This window comes from Acinetobacter sp. ANC_7553 (genome assembly GCF_056779895.1).
In genome coordinates this window covers 1-17,324 of record NZ_JBWYIV010000014.1, presented here as the reverse complement: position 1 = coordinate 17,324, position 17,324 = coordinate 1, and the positions used below count along the sequence as shown (strand labels likewise).

Sequence of the window (17,324 nt, the reverse complement as noted above, 5' to 3'; positions counted from 1 at the left end):
TGATTATTTTTTAATTAATATACCGCATGGTACAGTAATTAAAAATCATTTTTCAAGGTATGACCTAAACTGTTTTTTTTGGATTTTTTTGTGCAAATGAATATTGGACGTCCTAAGGATTTAGTTAAAAAGAAACAAATATTAGAGGCAGCTAAACGTTTGTTTCTAAAACAGGGCTTTCATGGTTCAAGCATGAATCAAATTGCCAAAGAAGCTGGCGTGACTAAACTGACGGTGTATAACCATTTTCAAGATAAAGAATCGTTATTTACTTATGCAATTGCAGAAACGTGCGAAGAATCAATCAATGCTCGGCGAATCCAATTACACCCTGAATCCAATTTTTTAGAAGACTTCTATCAGGTATGTAGTTTAGCGCTGCAAATTGTCAATCTTCCTGAAGCCATTAAGCTTGAGCATTTATTATTAGAATTGGCAGCAGAGCAAAATCCTTTGGCTGAACCTTTTTATAATGCATCTCATAAGCGGTTATTTGTGGTTTGGACTGATTTTTTTGCTCAAGCGATTGAGCACGGATTTATCCAGAAAGATGATGCTGAAAAGCAAACACATTTGCTCCTTTCTTTACTCTTAGGGCATCGACATCATGAAGTATTGTTAGGTGTTCGTCAGGTTCCCAGTGAAGCAGAATGTGATGAAATTATTCATCAAGCCATCGAATTATTTATGCTGAAATACAAAAAATAGCTCTCTCCATTCTTAAATGGCGTATTTTTCACCTAATTTTCTTTAAATTATTTTGCAATCGCTTGGCATGTCATGAATAAGCGGTATAGTCAAAAGAACAAGAAAAGGAGAAAAAAATGATTCAACAAATTGATGCTCCATTACGTGAAGACGTACGCTTACTCGGTAATCTTTTAGGAGAGACTTTAAAAGAACAAGCTGGACAAGATTTGTTTAATCAAGTTGAACAAATTCGTGCACTCGCGAAAGGTGCACGTGATGGTGATAGCGAAGCTGAAAAACAATTAGAAAGTTTATTTTTAAGTTTAAAAGATGATGAGATTCTTCCACTGACACGCGCTTTTTCACATTTTCTGAACTTTGCCAATATTGCAGAACAATATCATGTGGTACGTAGCCGTCGCCAAAATGAGTTTGATGAAAACGGTGCTGCAGCAAATGTCCTTATTCCCCTTTTTGAAAAATTTCAACAACAGCTGATTTCAGCGGAAACCCTTTATCAACAAATTTGTGAGCTAAATATTGAGCTTGTACTCACCGCACATCCTACGGAAGTTAGTCGTCGCACCTTGATCCAAAAATATGATGGGATCAACGAGTGTTTATCTAAGTTTGATCAGCAAAAGCTGACCCCCAAACAGCGCGCTCAAGTTCTTTCTGAATTAAAACAATTGGTTTGTTCAGCATGGCAAACCGATGAAATTCGCCAACATCGTCCAACCCCAATTGATGAAGCAAAATGGGGTTTTACTACCATTGAGCAAACTTTATGGAACGCTATTCCTAAGTTTGTCCGTGAATTGAATCAATTGGTTCAAGAGCATTGTTCTCAAGCTTTACCTTTAGATATTGCACCTGTGCGGTTTGCATCTTGGATGGGTGGTGACCGAGATGGAAACCCAAATGTCACACACAAAGTGACTCAAGAAGTTTTATGGTTATCTCGATGGAAAGCCGCGGATCTCTACCTCCGAGATATTGAAGATTTACGTTGGGAGCTTTCTGTTCAGGCGTGCAGTGATGAACTAAAGACTGCCTTAGGTCAGCCTCATCCAGAGCCTTATCGTGAATATTTAAGAACAACACGTGAACGCTTAAAAATTACAAGAGAATGGCTCACTGCAAAATTACAAGGTCAACATTCTGATGTGGATCGTAGCCAGATTATTCATCACAAAGATGAGTTGTTGCAGCCATTATTGTTATGTTATCGCTCATTAGTCGATTCAAACCTTTCTGGTATCGCTCAAGGAAAGTTACTCGATTTTATTTATCGCGTGAATTGTTTCGGTATTGAGTTATTAAAACTAGATATTCGCCAAGAGTCAGGTCGTCATCGTCAAGCAATTTCAGCGATTACTGAGTATCTTGGACTTGGCAATTTTGAGACATGGACTGAACAAGCCCGTCAAAACTTCTTATTACAAGAACTGCAAAGCAAACGCCCTTTACTTCCTAAACATCTTAATGAATCTGCTCAAAGTCTTATTGAGCATCCTGATGTTCAAGAAGTATTCGCTACCATGCGAACTTTGGCAGAACAACCTGCTGAAAGTCTAGGTGCTTATATTATTTCAATGGCAGAATATCCAAGTGACGTTTTGGCGGTTCTATTACTCCAAAAAGAAGCAGGTATTAAGCAACCTCTGCGTGTAGTTCCATTATTTGAAACGTTAAAAGATTTAGATGGCGCAGCTTCGACCATGAATACTTTATTCAGTATGCATTGGTACAAACAACATATTCAAAACAAGCACGAGGTCATGATTGGTTACTCTGACTCAGCAAAAGATGCAGGTTTCATGTCTGCGAATTGGGCTCAGTACCGTGCACAAGAAGAGTTAACAGCTATTGCCAAACAACATGGTATACAACTCACTTTGTTCCATGGTCGTGGTGGCTCAATTAGTCGTGGTGGTGCTCCAACCCAACAAGCACTATTTTCACAACCACCTGGCTCAATCTCAGGTGCAATCCGTGTGACCGAACAAGGCGAAATGATCCGATTCAAATTTGGATTAGAAGAAATCGCACTGCAAAATTTAGAAATTTATACCGCAGCTACCTTAGAAGCGACTTTACTCCCACCACCAGAACCCAAGGCAGCATGGCGCGAGTTGATGCACAAAATGACGGAACTCTCTGTGAATGTTTACCGTCAAACAGTCCGCGAAAATCCTCATTTTGTCCAATACTTAAGAACCGTGACGCCAGAGCTTGAATTACAGATGCTACCTTTGGGTTCAAGACCAGCGAAACGAAAAATCAGCGGTGGTATTGAATCCTTACGTGCAATTCCATGGGTATTTGCATGGACTCAAATTCGATTAATGCTTCCAGCATGGTTAGGTACTGGTGCAGCCATCAATCAAGTCATTTCAGAAGGTCACAAAGCTGAGCTAGATGAAATGTTAGAACAATGGCCTTATTTCCAAACTTTAATTGATATGTTGGAGATGGTGCTATCTAAATCAGATAGCAATGTCGCATTGTATTATGAATCTCATCTCACCCAAGATGAAAATCTTAAAGTATTGGGTGCGGAACTACGCCAACGCTTACATGACGCAGTACAAACTTTATTGGCAATGAAAGGTGAATCTAAATTACTCAGTTCTAATGAAGTTCTTGATCAAGCCATGAAGATTCGTAAACCCTATCTTCTTCCATTACACCTGTTACAAGCAGAACTCATGAAAAGACGTCGCGAATATTTAGCTGAACGAACTGTCGAACAAACTGAGGTTGACCATGCATTAATGGTAAGTATTGCAGGTATTGCTGCTGGATTACGTAATACGGGTTGATTTCACGACTGTCTATGCTCAAGTACCTTTATGGGCTTGAGCAATTTAAAGACTTTATTCTAATTTTCAGTAATAACAACAAAGCACCTATAAATTTTTTACTCAATATGGATATAGATTTTTTTGATATAGCTGAATTGCAATAGGCTGATTTTACTTTATTTTTAAAACATATTTTTTTTACCGATGGGTAAAAATTCAATAAAAGTCAGACCATTAGTTTTAATAATTTTTCAAGAAACAGATGATTTCTCATAAAACAGGCGTATGATGTGCACAATTTAACTATTGAGTGCTCACTTTATGACCAGTTGGTTTCCTAAATGGCGTCCCTTCACGGATGATATTGATACGCGTCCTGTTGGCACGACCGAATATTTACCTCCTGCGCAAAGTGTAGTTCTTGGCATTCAACATGCTTTTGCCATGTTTGGTGCGACAGTTTTAGCACCATTATTAATGGGTTTTGATCCTAATCTTGCTATATTAATGTCAGGTATTTGTACCCTGTTATTTTTCCTCATCACTGGCGGTCGAGTGCCCAGTTATTTAGGCTCAAGCTTTGCTTTTATTGGTGTAGTCATCGCGGCAACGGGCTATGCCGGTGCTGGAGCAAATGCGAATATTGCATTAGCTGCTGGGGGAATTATTGCCTGTGGTGTCCTTTATGCCTTAATTGGTTTTCTGGTGATGGCAACAGGTACTCGATGGATTGAAAAGCTCATGCCTCCTGTCGTAACAGGTTCTGTGGTCATGATCATCGGTCTGCATCTTGCACCGGTAACGGTAAAAAGTGTCGCGGGTAATCCATTTAATATGTGGATGGCATTGATTACTGTCATGTGTATGGCTTCAATTGCAGTATTCACCAAAGGGATGCTACAACGCCTACTTTTACTTGTGGGTTTGGTGCTGTCTTATATCGTATACTTTGTTATTACGAATATCATGGGTTACGGTACTCCAATTAACTTCACGCCGATTACACAAGCTGCATGGTTTGGTCTGCCTAACTTTCATGCTCCTGAGTTGAGTACGGACGCGATGCTCATCATTGCTCCTGTAGCTTTAATTTTAGTGGCTGAAAACTTAGGTCACATCAAAGCAGTCTCTGCCATGACTGGTGAAAATCTAGACCCACATATTGGTAAAGCGTTTGTAGCCGATGGTGTTGCAACATCATTAGCCGGTGGTGTAGGTGCTCCAGGCATGACCACTTATGGGGAAAATATTGGCGTGATGGCTGTGACACGTGTCTATTCCACGATTATTTTCGCCATCGCAGGTGTATTCGCAATTTTCCTTGGCTTATCACCAAAATTTGGTGCAATTATTCAAACCATTCCAACTGCGATTCTTGCAGGTGCATCAATTGTGGTGTTTGGTTTAATTACCATAGCTGGTGCTAAAATTTGGATCGAACATCGTGTCGATTTCTCTAAAAATAAAAACCTCATGATTGCTGCGATCACGCTGATCTTAGGTACTGGTGACTTTGCGCTTCAATTTGGTAGCTTCAATTTAGGTGGTATTGGAACGGCTACCTTTGCTGCATTATTCCTGAATTGGTTCTTTAGCTTAGGTGGAAAGTCTAACTAAAAATCTATCGCATATAAAAAAAGAGAGCTTAATGCTCTCTTTTTTAATTTTTTATTCTAATTAAGTATTTTAAGATTTTTTTCAATCGGTTGAGGTCGACCAAAATAATAGCCTTGAAACGTATTACAGCCATTTTCTTTCAGAACTTGGAACTGCTCTTCAGTTTCTACACCCTCTGCCACCACATTCAGATCGAGAATTTGTGCTAAATCAATAATCGTTTTCACAATAGCAATATCGCGTGGATTACCGACAATATTTTCTACAAATGAACGATCAATTTTGAGTTGATCCAGTGGAAGCATTTTGAGGTAATTCAATGAAGAATATCCTGTTCCAAAATCATCCATAGAGAATCTTAATCCACGCTCGATGAGCTTTTTCATTTTCTCAATTGAGTTATGCATATCGGTATAGAACATACTTTCAGTAAGTTCTAAACGTAATAATGTTGGATCAATTCCTGCTTCATCAATAATCCGAAGCACATTTTTATCAAAGTCAGTCTTACGGAATTGTTCGACACTAATATTGACTGAAATCGTCCAGTTTGAAGATTCTGGGTATTGGCTCCAATCTTTTAACTGTTGGCATGCTAATACTAATACACGATTACCAACATCATGTATGAGATCAGTTTTCTCCACTTCTTCAATAAATCGACCTGGTAAAATCAAACCGTGTTCAGGATGACTCCAACGTAGCAAGGCCTCATACCCAATCACTTCCTCTTCACGATTTACTAAAATCTGATAATAAAGTTGGAACTCATCTCGTAATAAAGCTAATCTTAAATCATTTAATAAAGCAGCTTTAGCAATAACACTTTGTTCCATTTCAGGATCAAAAACACATATGCAATTTTTACCATTTTCTTTAGCTTGATACAGCGCCATGTCGGCGTACTTAAGCAACTCATTTTTTGGCAATTTTGAATTACGGAAAATAAAAATTCCGATACTAGAGCTAGTATGGATTTTATTATCCTTTAATACGAAAGGCTCATTTAATGCAGCACGAACTTTATCAGCGATTTGCATCACTGCTTGATTAGCAATCGTTTCATCTGGATCTAAATCTGAAAGAATAATTAAAAACTCGTCTCCACCAAGACGGACAATTGCATTCTGCTGTGCCACACACTCCATAAGGCGCACCGAGACCATTTTGAGTAGGTCATCTCCACGATCGTGTCCTAACGTGTCATTAATATTTTTGAAGTTATCCAAATCCAACATCATGAGTGCACTATGTGTACCATTTTGTTTACATGATTCAATCACCTCCAACATGCGTTCTTGCATAAAACGGCGGTTAGGCAATCCCGTTAATTCATCATGTAATGCCATATAACGTGCATGGTCTTCGGAATTTTTTAGCTGTGTGATATCAGTTCGAATGGAGATATAGTTTTGTAAAACGCCATTATTATCTTTAAGCGGCACAATCGTGGTTTCAACCCAATATAAAGAACCATTTTTAGCTCGGTTACAAATTTCGCCTTTCCAAATTTCTCCACTCGAAATGGCTTTCCACATATATTTAAAAAAACTTCTCGGGTGATAGCCTGAATTAATAATTTTATGTGTTGATCCGACCAGCTCTTCATAAGAATACTGTGAGATATTACAAAACTTCTCATTGACATGAGTAATGACGCCACGTGCATCTGTTATGGCTACAATTGAATGTGCATCAATGGCTACTTTATAGTTTTCAAGATCCTTGACTATTTTTTCTAATTGTAACTGGGTATCCATAGCGCCTTCGACCGTCAGTCTAAAAAGTGATGTATCCAAATGTTAACTTAATATTATTTTTTGTAACACTAAGCTTTGTTGAACCAGTTCACAAATCGGCTATATATTTTGTAAATTTCAATGAATAAAAGAGGAAACTAATTTCCTCATTCTTATTAAGAATTCCGACTGTTATGGTCGTATTTCTTTTAACTCTCTTTGAATAAAGTGTTGAATCATCTCTCGATATATTTTTTCCATCAGTAATGGATCCACACCATTCTTTGTAGCCAATTCACGTATTTTTTCAATCACTATTTCAACACGTTCAGGTGACTGTACATCTTGTATAGTTCTTTTAAAACGAACTGCCTGATCTACGTAATATTGGCGTAAACCAATTAATTCTGTTATGGCTTGATCAATTGAATCTATTTGTGCTCGAGCTTGCTGAAGGGTTTCGCATTTTTCTTTATTGATTTTCAATTGATTCGGTATCCCTGTGTTCAGATTCATTTTCACTTTTGTACTTTTGTTCTAACACATTACTGAAAATACTTTCAATCATCCATACACGATATAAGCTATTAAACACATAACTCTTACCATCGATACGAAGCTCAAGCACTGGTAAATCAGGTTGTGATTTCATCTCACAGAGTAATTGATTTTCTTCCAGCTTTTGACTGATCGACTCTTCAGTGAGCGTCGTAATATTCAAGCTCTGTTTTAAGGCTTGAATATGAGGTCGATACGATAGATCTTTACCTTTACTCCATACAGCCTGCAAGATTTCATACATTGCATCAAGACGTTGATCCTCAGGCACACTGTAAAACAATCGTGCTATTTCATATGTCGCCTGCTGAGTCGGTCGGCAAAACGGCGTAAATTTTACTTCTGTTCGTTTAGATAAACGCGTTGCCAAACTCCAATCAAATAAATCTCGTCCCTGATATTGCAATGGATAAACGGTAAGTTGGATATCGTAATAATCGGCAAGTTCCTCTTTAATATAAGCTAATAATAACCAAGAGATCGGATCTTCTAATGCAATATAGAGGTCTAACTCAGGATTCATCGCCTGAATCTCAGATAATTCTTCAGCATCATTCATTAGGTGTTCCCGCCACTCAATATGATTGATGAGAAAAATAGGATTACCGGTCAAGAGTCTTTGTTGTTTTAAACGGCGGGTCAATCTTAATAAATCATCTACCGCATGATACCGACGATTACCGAGCTCAAAAAAACTTGCTAAAACTGGCGTGTGATCAAAAGTTCGCTCAGCGATTTGTTGTTCTTTTCGATGTCGACTAGCCATGACATACAAAGTACGTAATTTTCCATACTGCTGTTGCCACAACATATGGAAGACATCTTCCAATAAATAGAGAAAATTTTCACCTGTTAATGGGGTATTTCGTAAAATCGTTTCTGCCTGTTGAATCGCTTCAGCACTTGGTATTTCAGGCTTTTCATTATCGAATCCGAAACGATGCTGGTACGCTAAAATTTGGGCATCACGTAGACTGTAATCTTGCCACTCTTCAGGACTCATATCATTTGGAGCTTCAGCACCAGTATCTGAGATAACAATTTTTAAAGGCTTAATTTCATCTTTTAAAATGTCATTTAATTGTGCCAATTGCTGGACTGCAAGATAACTATACACATCATCTAAACGAAGATAGATCGTTAAACCCTGCTCAGTTGACAAGACCTCTTGACGATTTGGTTTCTGATAAAACCAACTCGATCGTAGCGGATCAAACCAACGGCGTAACAATGACATGAGATGTGCCTCAGATGATTTTACTGGTAAATTATGTGCTCAAAGTATCGAATTCATCACTTTTTCTAAAACTAAAAAAGTTTGAACGCGAGCAAAACTTATATCAAGACAAAGAGAATTGATCAATATTTATGACCTTTCTATCAAATATTGTCATTAATGTAATTGACGCTTTCAGATGAAATTCAAACATTTCGTAATTAAAAAAGCATCCCGAAGGATGCTTTTGAATCATGATTGATCTAGTTTATAAGCAGATTAGATATCGCGTACTGCACCTTTTGCAGCACTTGTTGCATGCATTGCATACGCTTTAAGTGCTTTAGATACTTTACGTGGACGCTCTTTCGCAGGCTTCCAACCTTTAGCTTCTTGCACTTCACGGCGCGCTGCCAATACATCATCAGCAACTGCTAAGTGAATCGTACGGTTTGGAATATCAATTTCGATACGGTCGCCATCTTCAACTAAAGCAATTGTACCGCCTTCAGCTGCTTCTGGAGATACGTGACCAATCGAAAGACCTGATGAACCACCTGAGAAACGACCATCAGTTACAAGCGCACAATCTTTACCTAAACCTTTAGATTTTAAGTAACTTGTTGGGTACAACATTTCCTGCATACCCGGACCACCTTGTGGGCCTTCGTAGCGAATTAACACCACATCACCTGCAACGATTTTGCCACCTAAGATTGCTTCTACTGCATCATCTTGGCTTTCAAATACGCGTGCTGTACCGTTGAATTTAAGGATAGAATCATCTACACCCGCAGTTTTTACGATACAACCATCAAGTGCGATGTTACCGTAAAGGACTGCTAAACCACCGTCTTTAGAGAATGCACGTTCTGCATTACGAATCACACCCTTCTCACGGTCACCATCAAGACGTGTGTAGTAACGGTCTTGTGAGAATGCTGTTTGTGTTGGTACACCGCCCGGTGCTGATTTATAGAAGTTATATACCTCTTCATTTTCAGTACGAATAATGTCCCACTTATCTAAAGCGTCTTTTAATGTTTTTTCGTGTACGGTTGGTACAGAAGTATCTAACAAACCTGCACGGTCTAGTTCGCCAAGGATCGACATGATACCGCCTGCACGGTGGACATCTTCCATGTGAACATTTTTAACCGCAGGTGCAACTTTACACAGTACAGGCACTTTACGTGATAAACGATCGATATCGTCCATTGTAAAATCAACTTCTGCTTCATGCGCAGCCGCTAATAAGTGAAGTACTGTATTGGTAGAACCACCCATCGCGATATCTAAAGTCATGGCATTTTCATAAGCAGCTTTAGGGGCAATGTTGCGTGGTAATACGCTGTAATCATTTTGTTCGTAATGGCGTTTTGTGATTTCAACAATCAACTGACCCGCACGCTCAAATAGTTTTTTACGGTTGGCATGCGTTGCAAGTGTTGAACCATTACCCGGTAATGATAAACCTAATGCTTCTGTCAAACAATTCATTGAGTTTGCAGTAAACATCCCTGAACATGAACCACAAGTTGGACATGCAGAACGTTCGTATGCTTTTACTTCTTCATCTGTGTAGTTGTCATCTGCAGCAACAATCATGGCATCCACAAGGTCAATCGCTTGTTCACCACCACGAATTTGGACTTTACCAGCTTCCATCGGGCCGCCTGAAACAAACACTACAGGAATGTTTAAGCGCATTGCCGCCATCAACATCCCTGGTGTGATTTTGTCACAGTTCGAGATACAAACCATTGCATCTGCACAGTGTGCATTGACCATGTATTCGACTGAGTCAGCAATCAAGTCACGCGATGGTAATGAATACAACATTCCGTCGTGACCCATTGCAATACCGTCGTCTACTGCGATTGTATTAAATTCTTTAGCTACACCACCCGCTTGTTCAATCTGACGTGCAACAAGCTGACCTAAGTCTTTAAGATGCACATGACCCGGTACGAATTGTGTGAATGAGTTGACTACTGCAATAATTGGTTTGCCAAAATCTTCGTCTTTCATTCCAGTTGCACGCCATAAGCCACGTGCACCCGCCATATTTCTTCCGTGTGTTGATGTTTTCGAACGATAGTCAGGCATTTTTATTTCCAACTTAAGCTGAGCTCGATGAATATATATTCAATCTGGCTAAATGATACTGAAATATAAGGCTAAATCAGTTGAACCTTACTTCTATTATGACAGCTTTCTGATTAACAGTTAACCATTGCTTGCAATTGTTCGTATAGGTCTGATTTGCCCTCAACGATCTAAATCGATGTAAGAGATGTGATCTACTATAAACCCTTATCTGAAATCGTAATACAAAACTTTCATGAATCTTTTTTTAAAAATACATAAATTTTATTAATCACACCTTAAGCACAAAATGCACATGAAAACGTTTCAAATTACGACCTTATTTGGGCGAAAATCGCTTTTGGCATATAATGTTCTTTATATTGTTTTGGAAGTGTCTGAGTGAAAATCATCTTTGCGGGAACCCCTGAATTTGCAGCGAGTGCATTAGCAGCTTTGCTAAAGACTTCTCATGAAATTGTTGCTGTGTATACGCAGCCAGACCGTAAAGCAGGACGTGGACAAAAACTGACAGCGTCAGCGGTAAAGCAATTGGCGCTTGAGCACAATATTCCTGTTTACCAACCTTTACATTTTAAATCGTCGACTGAGGACGGTTTGGCTGCTCAAGCTGAACTCAAGTCTTTCAATGCTGATGTGATGGTGGTCGCAGCATACGGTTTAATCTTGCCTCAAGTCGTTTTGGATACACCTAAATACGGCTGCTTGAATATTCATGGTTCCTTATTGCCTCGCTGGCGAGGTGCAGCCCCTATTCAACGTGCTATCGCGACAGGTGATACTGAAACAGGTATTACGATCATGAAAATGGCAGCTGGTCTAGACACTGGTGATATGATGTTTAAAACGATCTGTCCTATTACGGCTGAAGATACTTCCGCAACCTTACATGATAAACTGGCTCAACAAGGGGCTGAAGCCACTCTCGCTGTTTTAGAAAGTGAAGACACTTTAAAGCATTATTTAGATACACGTGAAGTTCAAGATGAATCACTTACAGTGTATGCACATAAACTGTCGAAGGCTGAAGCTCAAATTAACTGGGCAAATGATGCTGTGACGATTGATCGAAATATCCGTGCTTTCAATCCTTGGCCCGTAGCTTTCACTCCTATTGATGAAACCAACAATTTACGTATTTGGAATTCGAAACTTTCTTCACTCACTCCATCAACTCAACAAATCGGTGAAATCATCGCTGTCGATCAGGATGGTGTTCACGTTGTGTGTGGTGATCATCAAGTGATTTGCCTCACTCAACTTCAGTGGCCAGGCGGTAAAGCGCTCAATGCTGCACAAATTCTACAAAGTCAAAAATTGCAGCCAGGACAGATCTTCGCATGAGCCAACAATCTTCTCATTTAAATTTACGCGGACATGTGATTAAAACATTACTAGCCGTTCAGAATGGGCAATCCCTCACCTCTGTTCTTTCCCAACATCTTTCATTGGTTGGTGAGCGTGATCGGGCCTTATTTCATGAATTGACTTTAGGCACTTTACGCCAATGGCATGCACTTAAAGCAATTACTCTCCCTCTTTTGACTAAACCGCTCAACAATGAAACCGTTGAAAGCTGCCTATATTTAGGTTTATATCAACTGCTTTGCACGCGTATTCCAGCACATGCGGCTATCTCAGAAACGGTAACAGCCACCAAACAACTTGGTTTTGAGGCTTTAAGTGGCGTCGTGAATGCGATTCTACGTCGTGTTTCACGTGAAACTGAAGAATTCGGCGAAGCATTAGACCAAGCCCATGGTTTACCTAGTTGGCTATTTAAGCGTTTGAAAAAAGATTGGCCAGAGTATCTTGAAATGCTTTCAGCTGAGCTTAAACTGGCTGCGCCTTTGACACTACGTGTAAATGAACGACAGGTAAGCCGTGAGGAATATTTAGATATTCTTGATGAAGAAGGGATTGATGCTCATCCATGTGAATGGTCCGATGTCGGCATTATCTTAGATCAATCCGTGCATATTCCTCACCTCCCTGGCTTTGAAGAAGGTGGTTTTTCTGTTCAGGATGAACATGCTCAACTTTGCGCGACCTTGTTGCCAAATCTTGATGATAAAATCGTAATTGATGCATGTGCGGCCCCAGGTGGAAAAACAGCACATATTTTAGAGTGTTATCGTCCTAAAAAGCTGTATTCGATCGATCACGACACAAAGCGTTTAAGCCGCGTAAGTGAAAACTTAGAGCGTCTTGCACTTAATCAGTATGCTCCAGTGGAAATACTCACTGCTGATGCTACGGTATGGTCTGCACCTGAACAGGCTGACTGTATTATTCTTGATGCACCGTGTTCTGCTATTGGAGTTGTACGACGTCATCCAGATATTCGTTTACTTCGCCAATCTACCGATATTCAACAAACGGTTGAACTTCAAAAACAAATTCTGAATCACATGTGGCTACAACTCAAAGTTGGCGGATCAATGCTTTATATTACCTGCTCGATTTTGAAAGCTGAAAATGAACACCAAATGATTGATTTCTTCAACACGCATGCAGATGCTCAAGAAATCAAATTAAATGTAAATTGGGGAATTGAACAAATCCACGGCCGTCAGTTATTGCCACAACAAGGTCATGGTGATGGATTCTATTATTGTTTAATTCAAAAGATTTAATGCTATTTTTTAAGATAGTTTATTTCTAATTTACCGACATATAAAAAAGCCATGACTCGTGTCATGGCTTTTTTAATATTGATCTGAAGTAGTTTAATCTTCAAGCTCATCTGGGTTTTTTGCCAAATGAATCATGGCTAAAATAAGACCACCCCATAACAGCACTGTTGAGATAATAAGCATCATTAAAGCAGAAGTATTCATCTTATTTCTCCTCAGGTCCATTGTCTTTTAGACGACTAAAAACAACCGCACAGAATACAAAGATTGCAACTACACCGCCACCAATTGGCAATAGAATCTCAATTGGATAACCGCCATAACCTTCAGTAAATATTGAGTTCAAAGTTAGCAATAACGCAGCTAACAATGAAATTGGCGTGACTATCGTCAACATGAAGTTCCAACCAACACCTAGCTTAATACTAGAATATTGATTTACATGCTCTTGAAGTTGCTTTAACAATGGTCGACGGAACCATGACACCAATACAATTGATAATAAGCCACCCGCGACAATACCAATATTATTGGCAAAGTAATCGATAATATCGACAAAGGTAATCGCGCTGTGAGTTGAGAACAATAAAGTTGAAACAATTGCTGAACCACCTGCAATAATTGTCACAGCCTTCTTACGAGACCATCCTAACTTGTCTTGAAAACCTGCGATTGGAACTTGAAGAATACTGACCATGGATGTAATCCCTGCAACTGTTAAAGATGCAAAGAACAAGAAGCCAAATAAGTCTCCGCCAGCCCCCATGCTTGAAATGATTTTAGGGAAAGCGATAAAAGCTAAACCAATACCACCAGATACCACATCATCAACTGAAGCACCCGCACTGTAGGCCATGAAACCTAATGCTGCAAATACCCCAATACCAGCTAAAATTTCAAAAGATGAATTTGCAAGAGCAACGACTAGTCCAGAACCAGTTAAATTCGTTTTTTTCTTCAAATACGAAGCGTAGGTCAACATAATCCCGAAACCAACGGATAACGAGAAAAAGATATGGCCAAATGCAGCTAACCACACTTTATAGTTGCCCATCGCTTCCCAGTTTGGTGTAAAGAATGCATTTAAACCTTGGACAGCACCTGGTAAACGAATAGCTTGAATCACGAGAATCGTAAATAAAACCACCAACAAGGGCATAAAGATCTTATTCGACAATTCCACGCCTTTCTTCACCCCACCATACAGGATGAACATAACGATCGCCCAAACGACAACCAAACCTATAAATAAGGTCGGAACAAATCCAAATGCTAAGCCTTCACCATTCTGAAGATAGGTGGTGAAAAAGAATTTTTCTGTATCACTTCCCCACTGTTGACCAAATGAGTAGAACATATAACTACCCGCCCATGACAATACACTGGCATAGTAAATACCAATAATTAATGTCACAGCGACTTGCCACCAACCCAATGATTCACCATTCATCAACTTCTTGTAAGCTGTAGGTGGGGCCTTACGGTATTTATGTCCAACTGCATAATCTAAAAATAAAAGTGGAAGACCGGCAGCAAAAATTGCAACCAGATAAGGGATTAAAAATGCCCCGCCACCATTTTCATATGCGACATAGGGAAAACGCCAAATATTGCCTAAACCTACTGCAGAACCAATAGCTGCAATAATAAAACCTGATCTGGCGCTCCAATTTTCACGTGAAGCTGTCATATAGTACCTAATCCGTAAATGGGTACACGCTTACTGCTATTGTTGATGTTATCTCGCAAGTAATTGCATACCATTAAAATTTTGTTGTTTGAATCAGAAATGGCCTTTTGAGCATTTTTTTCGAATTACAAACCACCCCTTATTTAATATTCTTGGTTAAAGAAAGATGAAATAAAGGATGTTTAATGAATTAACAATAGCGCTTTTAATCAGATTTTTCTGTAATTAATTCAGGAAAAAACTGTGTTTCATCATTTTTTTATTCTTATTGATTAATTTTAACTCAATATGTTTATTTTTAAATCACAGCGTTAATCTAAACTAAATAATTTAAAAGGAGCGTTATGCTCCTTTTAACATAAATAATAATTTATCCTTGTTTAATCACAAGCAATCGTTCTTCTTGCATATCTCGAATTGCTGATTGAATCCCTTCTCGACCTAGACCTGAATCTTTAACACCACCATAAGGCATGTTATCCACACGGAATGATGGAATATCATTAATGATGACACCACCTACATGTAAATGATTCCACGCATACATCATTTTATTCAGACTTTGTGTATAAACGCCAGCTTGTAGACCAAATCGACTTTGATTAATTGTAGCAATGCCTTTTTCAAAATCTTTATACTTCTCTAGAATAGCTACTGGCCCAAAAGCTTCATCTTTATAAATTTCTAAAGACGTATCAACATTTTCTAGCAATATTGGATCAAATAAAGCCCCTTTTACCTGACCTTCGACTAAAACTTTGGCGCCTTTCTTTACCGCTTTATCGACCCATTTTTTAAGCCTTTTAGCTTCTCCCTCCTTGATCATAGGGCCACATAAGGTCAAGTCTGAATTTGGATCGCTCGCTTTGATTTTTTTAATTTTGGAAATTAATTTCTTCTTTAAATCAGTATAAATATTTTCATGGACTAAAATTCTTTGGACACTAATACAAACTTGACCTGCATGGTTATAAGCTCCCCCAATAAGACGATCAATTAACACATCAGATATTTCAGTATCAGGTTCAATTAAAACAGCAGCATTTCCACCAAGCTCTAAGGTGACTTTTTTTCGACCAGCACGTGCTTTCATATCCCAACCGACTTCATCCGATCCAGTAAAACTGAGTAATTTGAATCGGTCATCGGTTACCAAGATATCTGCCTGTTCGCGAGGACAAGGTAAAACTGAAAATGCACCTTGAGGTAAATCAGTTTCCGCCAATACTTCTGCAATTTTTAGAGCAGAAACTGGTGTAAGTGACGCAGGTTTCAGTACGAAAGGACACCCTGCTGCAATTGCAGGTGCAATTTTATGAGCAGTTAAATTAAGTGGAAAATTAAAAGGACTAATTAATGATATAGCACCAATCGGAACATGTTTAATCATACCTGTATAACCCTGTGCAGCAGCTGTCACAGCCAATGGCATTAAACGCCCATCGTCCATTTGTGTAACAGCATCAGCAGCGATTTGAAAGGTATTTATAAGACGCTCAACTTCAGCCTGAGCTGCTTTTAATGGCTTTCCACCCTCTGCAATCAGAATTGCAGTTAATTCCTCTCTCATTTCGCCAAAGCGTTTGACACAATGTAATAAAATCTTTTGCTTTTGAAATGGTTCTAATTTTGCCATTGCCTGTTCTGCATCAATTGCAGATTGGATTGCTTTTTCTAAAGTATTTGCATCTGCTAAGGCTACTCGGGCAAATATTTTTTGGCTAAATTTATCTTTTACTTCAAGCCATTGACCTGTTTGGGATGCTTTAGAGGCAACATAAAGAGAATAATCACACTCAATTTTTTTTTCTGAATTGGTCATCACGTATCCTTAAATATATTCGGATTTAAAACTTTTAAATTCACTATATCATGACCTCTCAAGCAACTTCTGTTCATGAGTAATTAAGTAATATATTTTTCACTCTTACTTTTTATTATGTAAATGCCTCTATTGCATCTCGCATGCATTTTAGTCACTCATTATTTAAAGCATTAAAATACAACCACGACCAATTGATTAGGCGATCATTTTTCTATGTACACAGGTGTACCAATAGAAACTAATCATACTTTATGAATTTGAGCATCAGATGGATAAGATAGGTTGTTATAACTGTTCAAGACATAAAATTTATCGTCTATATGATTATTTATTTCAATTTTTTGATATAAAAAAACACCCCCTTCTATTGAAGGGGGTGTTTAGAATAATGAGCTGGCGATGACTTACTCTCACATGGGTAACCCCACACTACCATC

At 38.7% G+C, this 17,324-nt stretch carries 12 protein-coding genes; 5 read left to right on the top strand and 7 right to left on the bottom strand.

Going from position 1 to position 17,324, the window contains the following annotated elements; all coding sequences use genetic code 11:
- The first annotated feature begins 90 nt into the window (after window positions 1-90).
- From AC1M9I_RS11660 to AC1M9I_RS11650, 3 genes are all read left to right on the top strand, one after another.
- The gene (locus AC1M9I_RS11660) at window positions 91-708 is read left to right on the top strand and encodes a TetR/AcrR family transcriptional regulator (RefSeq protein WP_035268797.1); all 618 of its coding nucleotides are present in this window, start codon (window positions 91-93) and stop codon (window positions 706-708) included.
- Between the two features lie 116 nt (window positions 709-824).
- Window positions 825-3,515 (top strand): phosphoenolpyruvate carboxylase, encoded by a 2,691-nt coding sequence (gene ppc / locus AC1M9I_RS11655; protein ID WP_481593771.1) that lies wholly within the window; start codon window positions 825-827, stop codon window positions 3,513-3,515.
- A 303-nt stretch (window positions 3,516-3,818) separates the two neighbouring features.
- Entirely contained in the window at window positions 3,819-5,114 is a 1,296-nt protein-coding gene (locus tag AC1M9I_RS11650; protein WP_481593772.1) for a solute carrier family 23 protein, read from the top strand.
- A 56-nt stretch (window positions 5,115-5,170) separates the two neighbouring features.
- Here AC1M9I_RS11650 and AC1M9I_RS11645 read toward each other — a convergent pair whose 3' ends face one another.
- From AC1M9I_RS11645 to ilvD, 4 genes are all read right to left on the bottom strand, one after another.
- Window positions 5,171-6,874, bottom strand: coding sequence for a putative bifunctional diguanylate cyclase/phosphodiesterase (locus AC1M9I_RS11645; RefSeq protein ID WP_092768001.1), 1,704 nt, complete (start codon window positions 6,872-6,874; stop codon window positions 5,171-5,173).
- A gap of 171 nt (window positions 6,875-7,045) precedes the next feature.
- On the bottom strand, window positions 7,046-7,333 hold the full coding sequence (locus AC1M9I_RS11640) for a chorismate mutase (protein WP_035270424.1): 288 nt from the start codon (window positions 7,331-7,333) through the stop codon (window positions 7,046-7,048).
- Window positions 7,326-8,648 carry a hypothetical protein gene (locus tag AC1M9I_RS11635; RefSeq protein WP_481595016.1) on the bottom strand — a complete coding sequence of 441 codons (1,323 nt, stop codon included), beginning with the start codon at window positions 8,646-8,648 and terminating at the stop codon, window positions 7,326-7,328. Before AC1M9I_RS11635 ends, AC1M9I_RS11640 begins: the two co-directional genes overlap by 8 nt.
- Window positions 8,649-8,906: 258 nt before the next feature.
- Window positions 8,907-10,736: a dihydroxy-acid dehydratase gene (gene ilvD, locus AC1M9I_RS11630; protein WP_481611063.1), complete on the bottom strand. Its 1,830-nt coding sequence runs from the start codon at window positions 10,734-10,736 to the stop codon at window positions 8,907-8,909.
- Between the two features lie 381 nt (window positions 10,737-11,117).
- Between ilvD and fmt the strand changes: the two genes are divergently transcribed.
- Together fmt and rsmB are read left to right on the top strand one after the other, a co-directional pair.
- Window positions 11,118-12,080, top strand: coding sequence for a methionyl-tRNA formyltransferase (gene fmt, locus AC1M9I_RS11625; RefSeq protein ID WP_481593775.1), 963 nt, complete (start codon window positions 11,118-11,120; stop codon window positions 12,078-12,080).
- Window positions 12,077-13,372, top strand: a complete 1,296-nt coding sequence (gene rsmB, locus AC1M9I_RS11620; protein WP_481595015.1) for a 16S rRNA (cytosine(967)-C(5))-methyltransferase RsmB — start codon at window positions 12,077-12,079, stop codon at window positions 13,370-13,372. Before fmt ends, rsmB begins: the two co-directional genes overlap by 4 nt.
- Before the next feature lie 93 nt (window positions 13,373-13,465).
- Here rsmB and AC1M9I_RS11615 read toward each other — a convergent pair whose 3' ends face one another.
- From AC1M9I_RS11615 to AC1M9I_RS11605, 3 genes are all read right to left on the bottom strand, one after another.
- On the bottom strand, window positions 13,466-13,576 hold the full coding sequence (locus AC1M9I_RS11615) for a methionine/alanine import family NSS transporter small subunit (RefSeq protein WP_081403317.1): 111 nt from the start codon (window positions 13,574-13,576) through the stop codon (window positions 13,466-13,468).
- A 1-nt stretch (window position 13,577) separates the two neighbouring features.
- The gene (locus AC1M9I_RS11610; protein ID WP_481589409.1) at window positions 13,578-15,062 is read right to left on the bottom strand and encodes a sodium-dependent transporter; all 1,485 of its coding nucleotides are present in this window, start codon (window positions 15,060-15,062) and stop codon (window positions 13,578-13,580) included.
- Window positions 15,063-15,432: 370 nt separating this feature from the next.
- The gene (locus tag AC1M9I_RS11605; protein ID WP_481611062.1) at window positions 15,433-16,884 is read right to left on the bottom strand and encodes an aldehyde dehydrogenase family protein; all 1,452 of its coding nucleotides are present in this window, start codon (window positions 16,882-16,884) and stop codon (window positions 15,433-15,435) included.
- Window positions 16,885-17,324 lie beyond the last annotated feature (440 nt).

Coding starts and splice junctions, on each gene's coding strand:
- ppc (WP_481593771.1), top strand. CDS start 825: ATGATTCAACAAATTGATGCTCCATTACGTGAAGACGTACGCTTACTC.
- AC1M9I_RS11650 (WP_481593772.1), top strand. CDS start 3,819: ATGACCAGTTGGTTTCCTAAATGGCGTCCCTTCACGGATGATATTGAT.
- AC1M9I_RS11645 (WP_092768001.1), bottom strand. CDS start 6,874: ATGGATACCCAGTTACAATTAGAAAAAATAGTCAAGGATCTTGAAAAC.
- AC1M9I_RS11635 (WP_481595016.1), bottom strand. CDS start 8,648: ATGTCATTGTTACGCCGTTGGTTTGATCCGCTACGATCGAGTTGGTTT.
- ilvD (WP_481611063.1), bottom strand. CDS start 10,736: ATGCCTGACTATCGTTCGAAAACATCAACACACGGAAGAAATATGGCG.
- rsmB (WP_481595015.1), top strand. CDS start 12,077: ATGAGCCAACAATCTTCTCATTTAAATTTACGCGGACATGTGATTAAA.
- AC1M9I_RS11615 (WP_081403317.1), bottom strand. CDS start 13,576: ATGAATACTTCTGCTTTAATGATGCTTATTATCTCAACAGTGCTGTTA.
- AC1M9I_RS11610 (WP_481589409.1), bottom strand. CDS start 15,062: ATGACAGCTTCACGTGAAAATTGGAGCGCCAGATCAGGTTTTATTATT.
- AC1M9I_RS11605 (WP_481611062.1), bottom strand. CDS start 16,884: ATGACCAATTCAGAAAAAAAAATTGAGTGTGATTATTCTCTTTATGTT.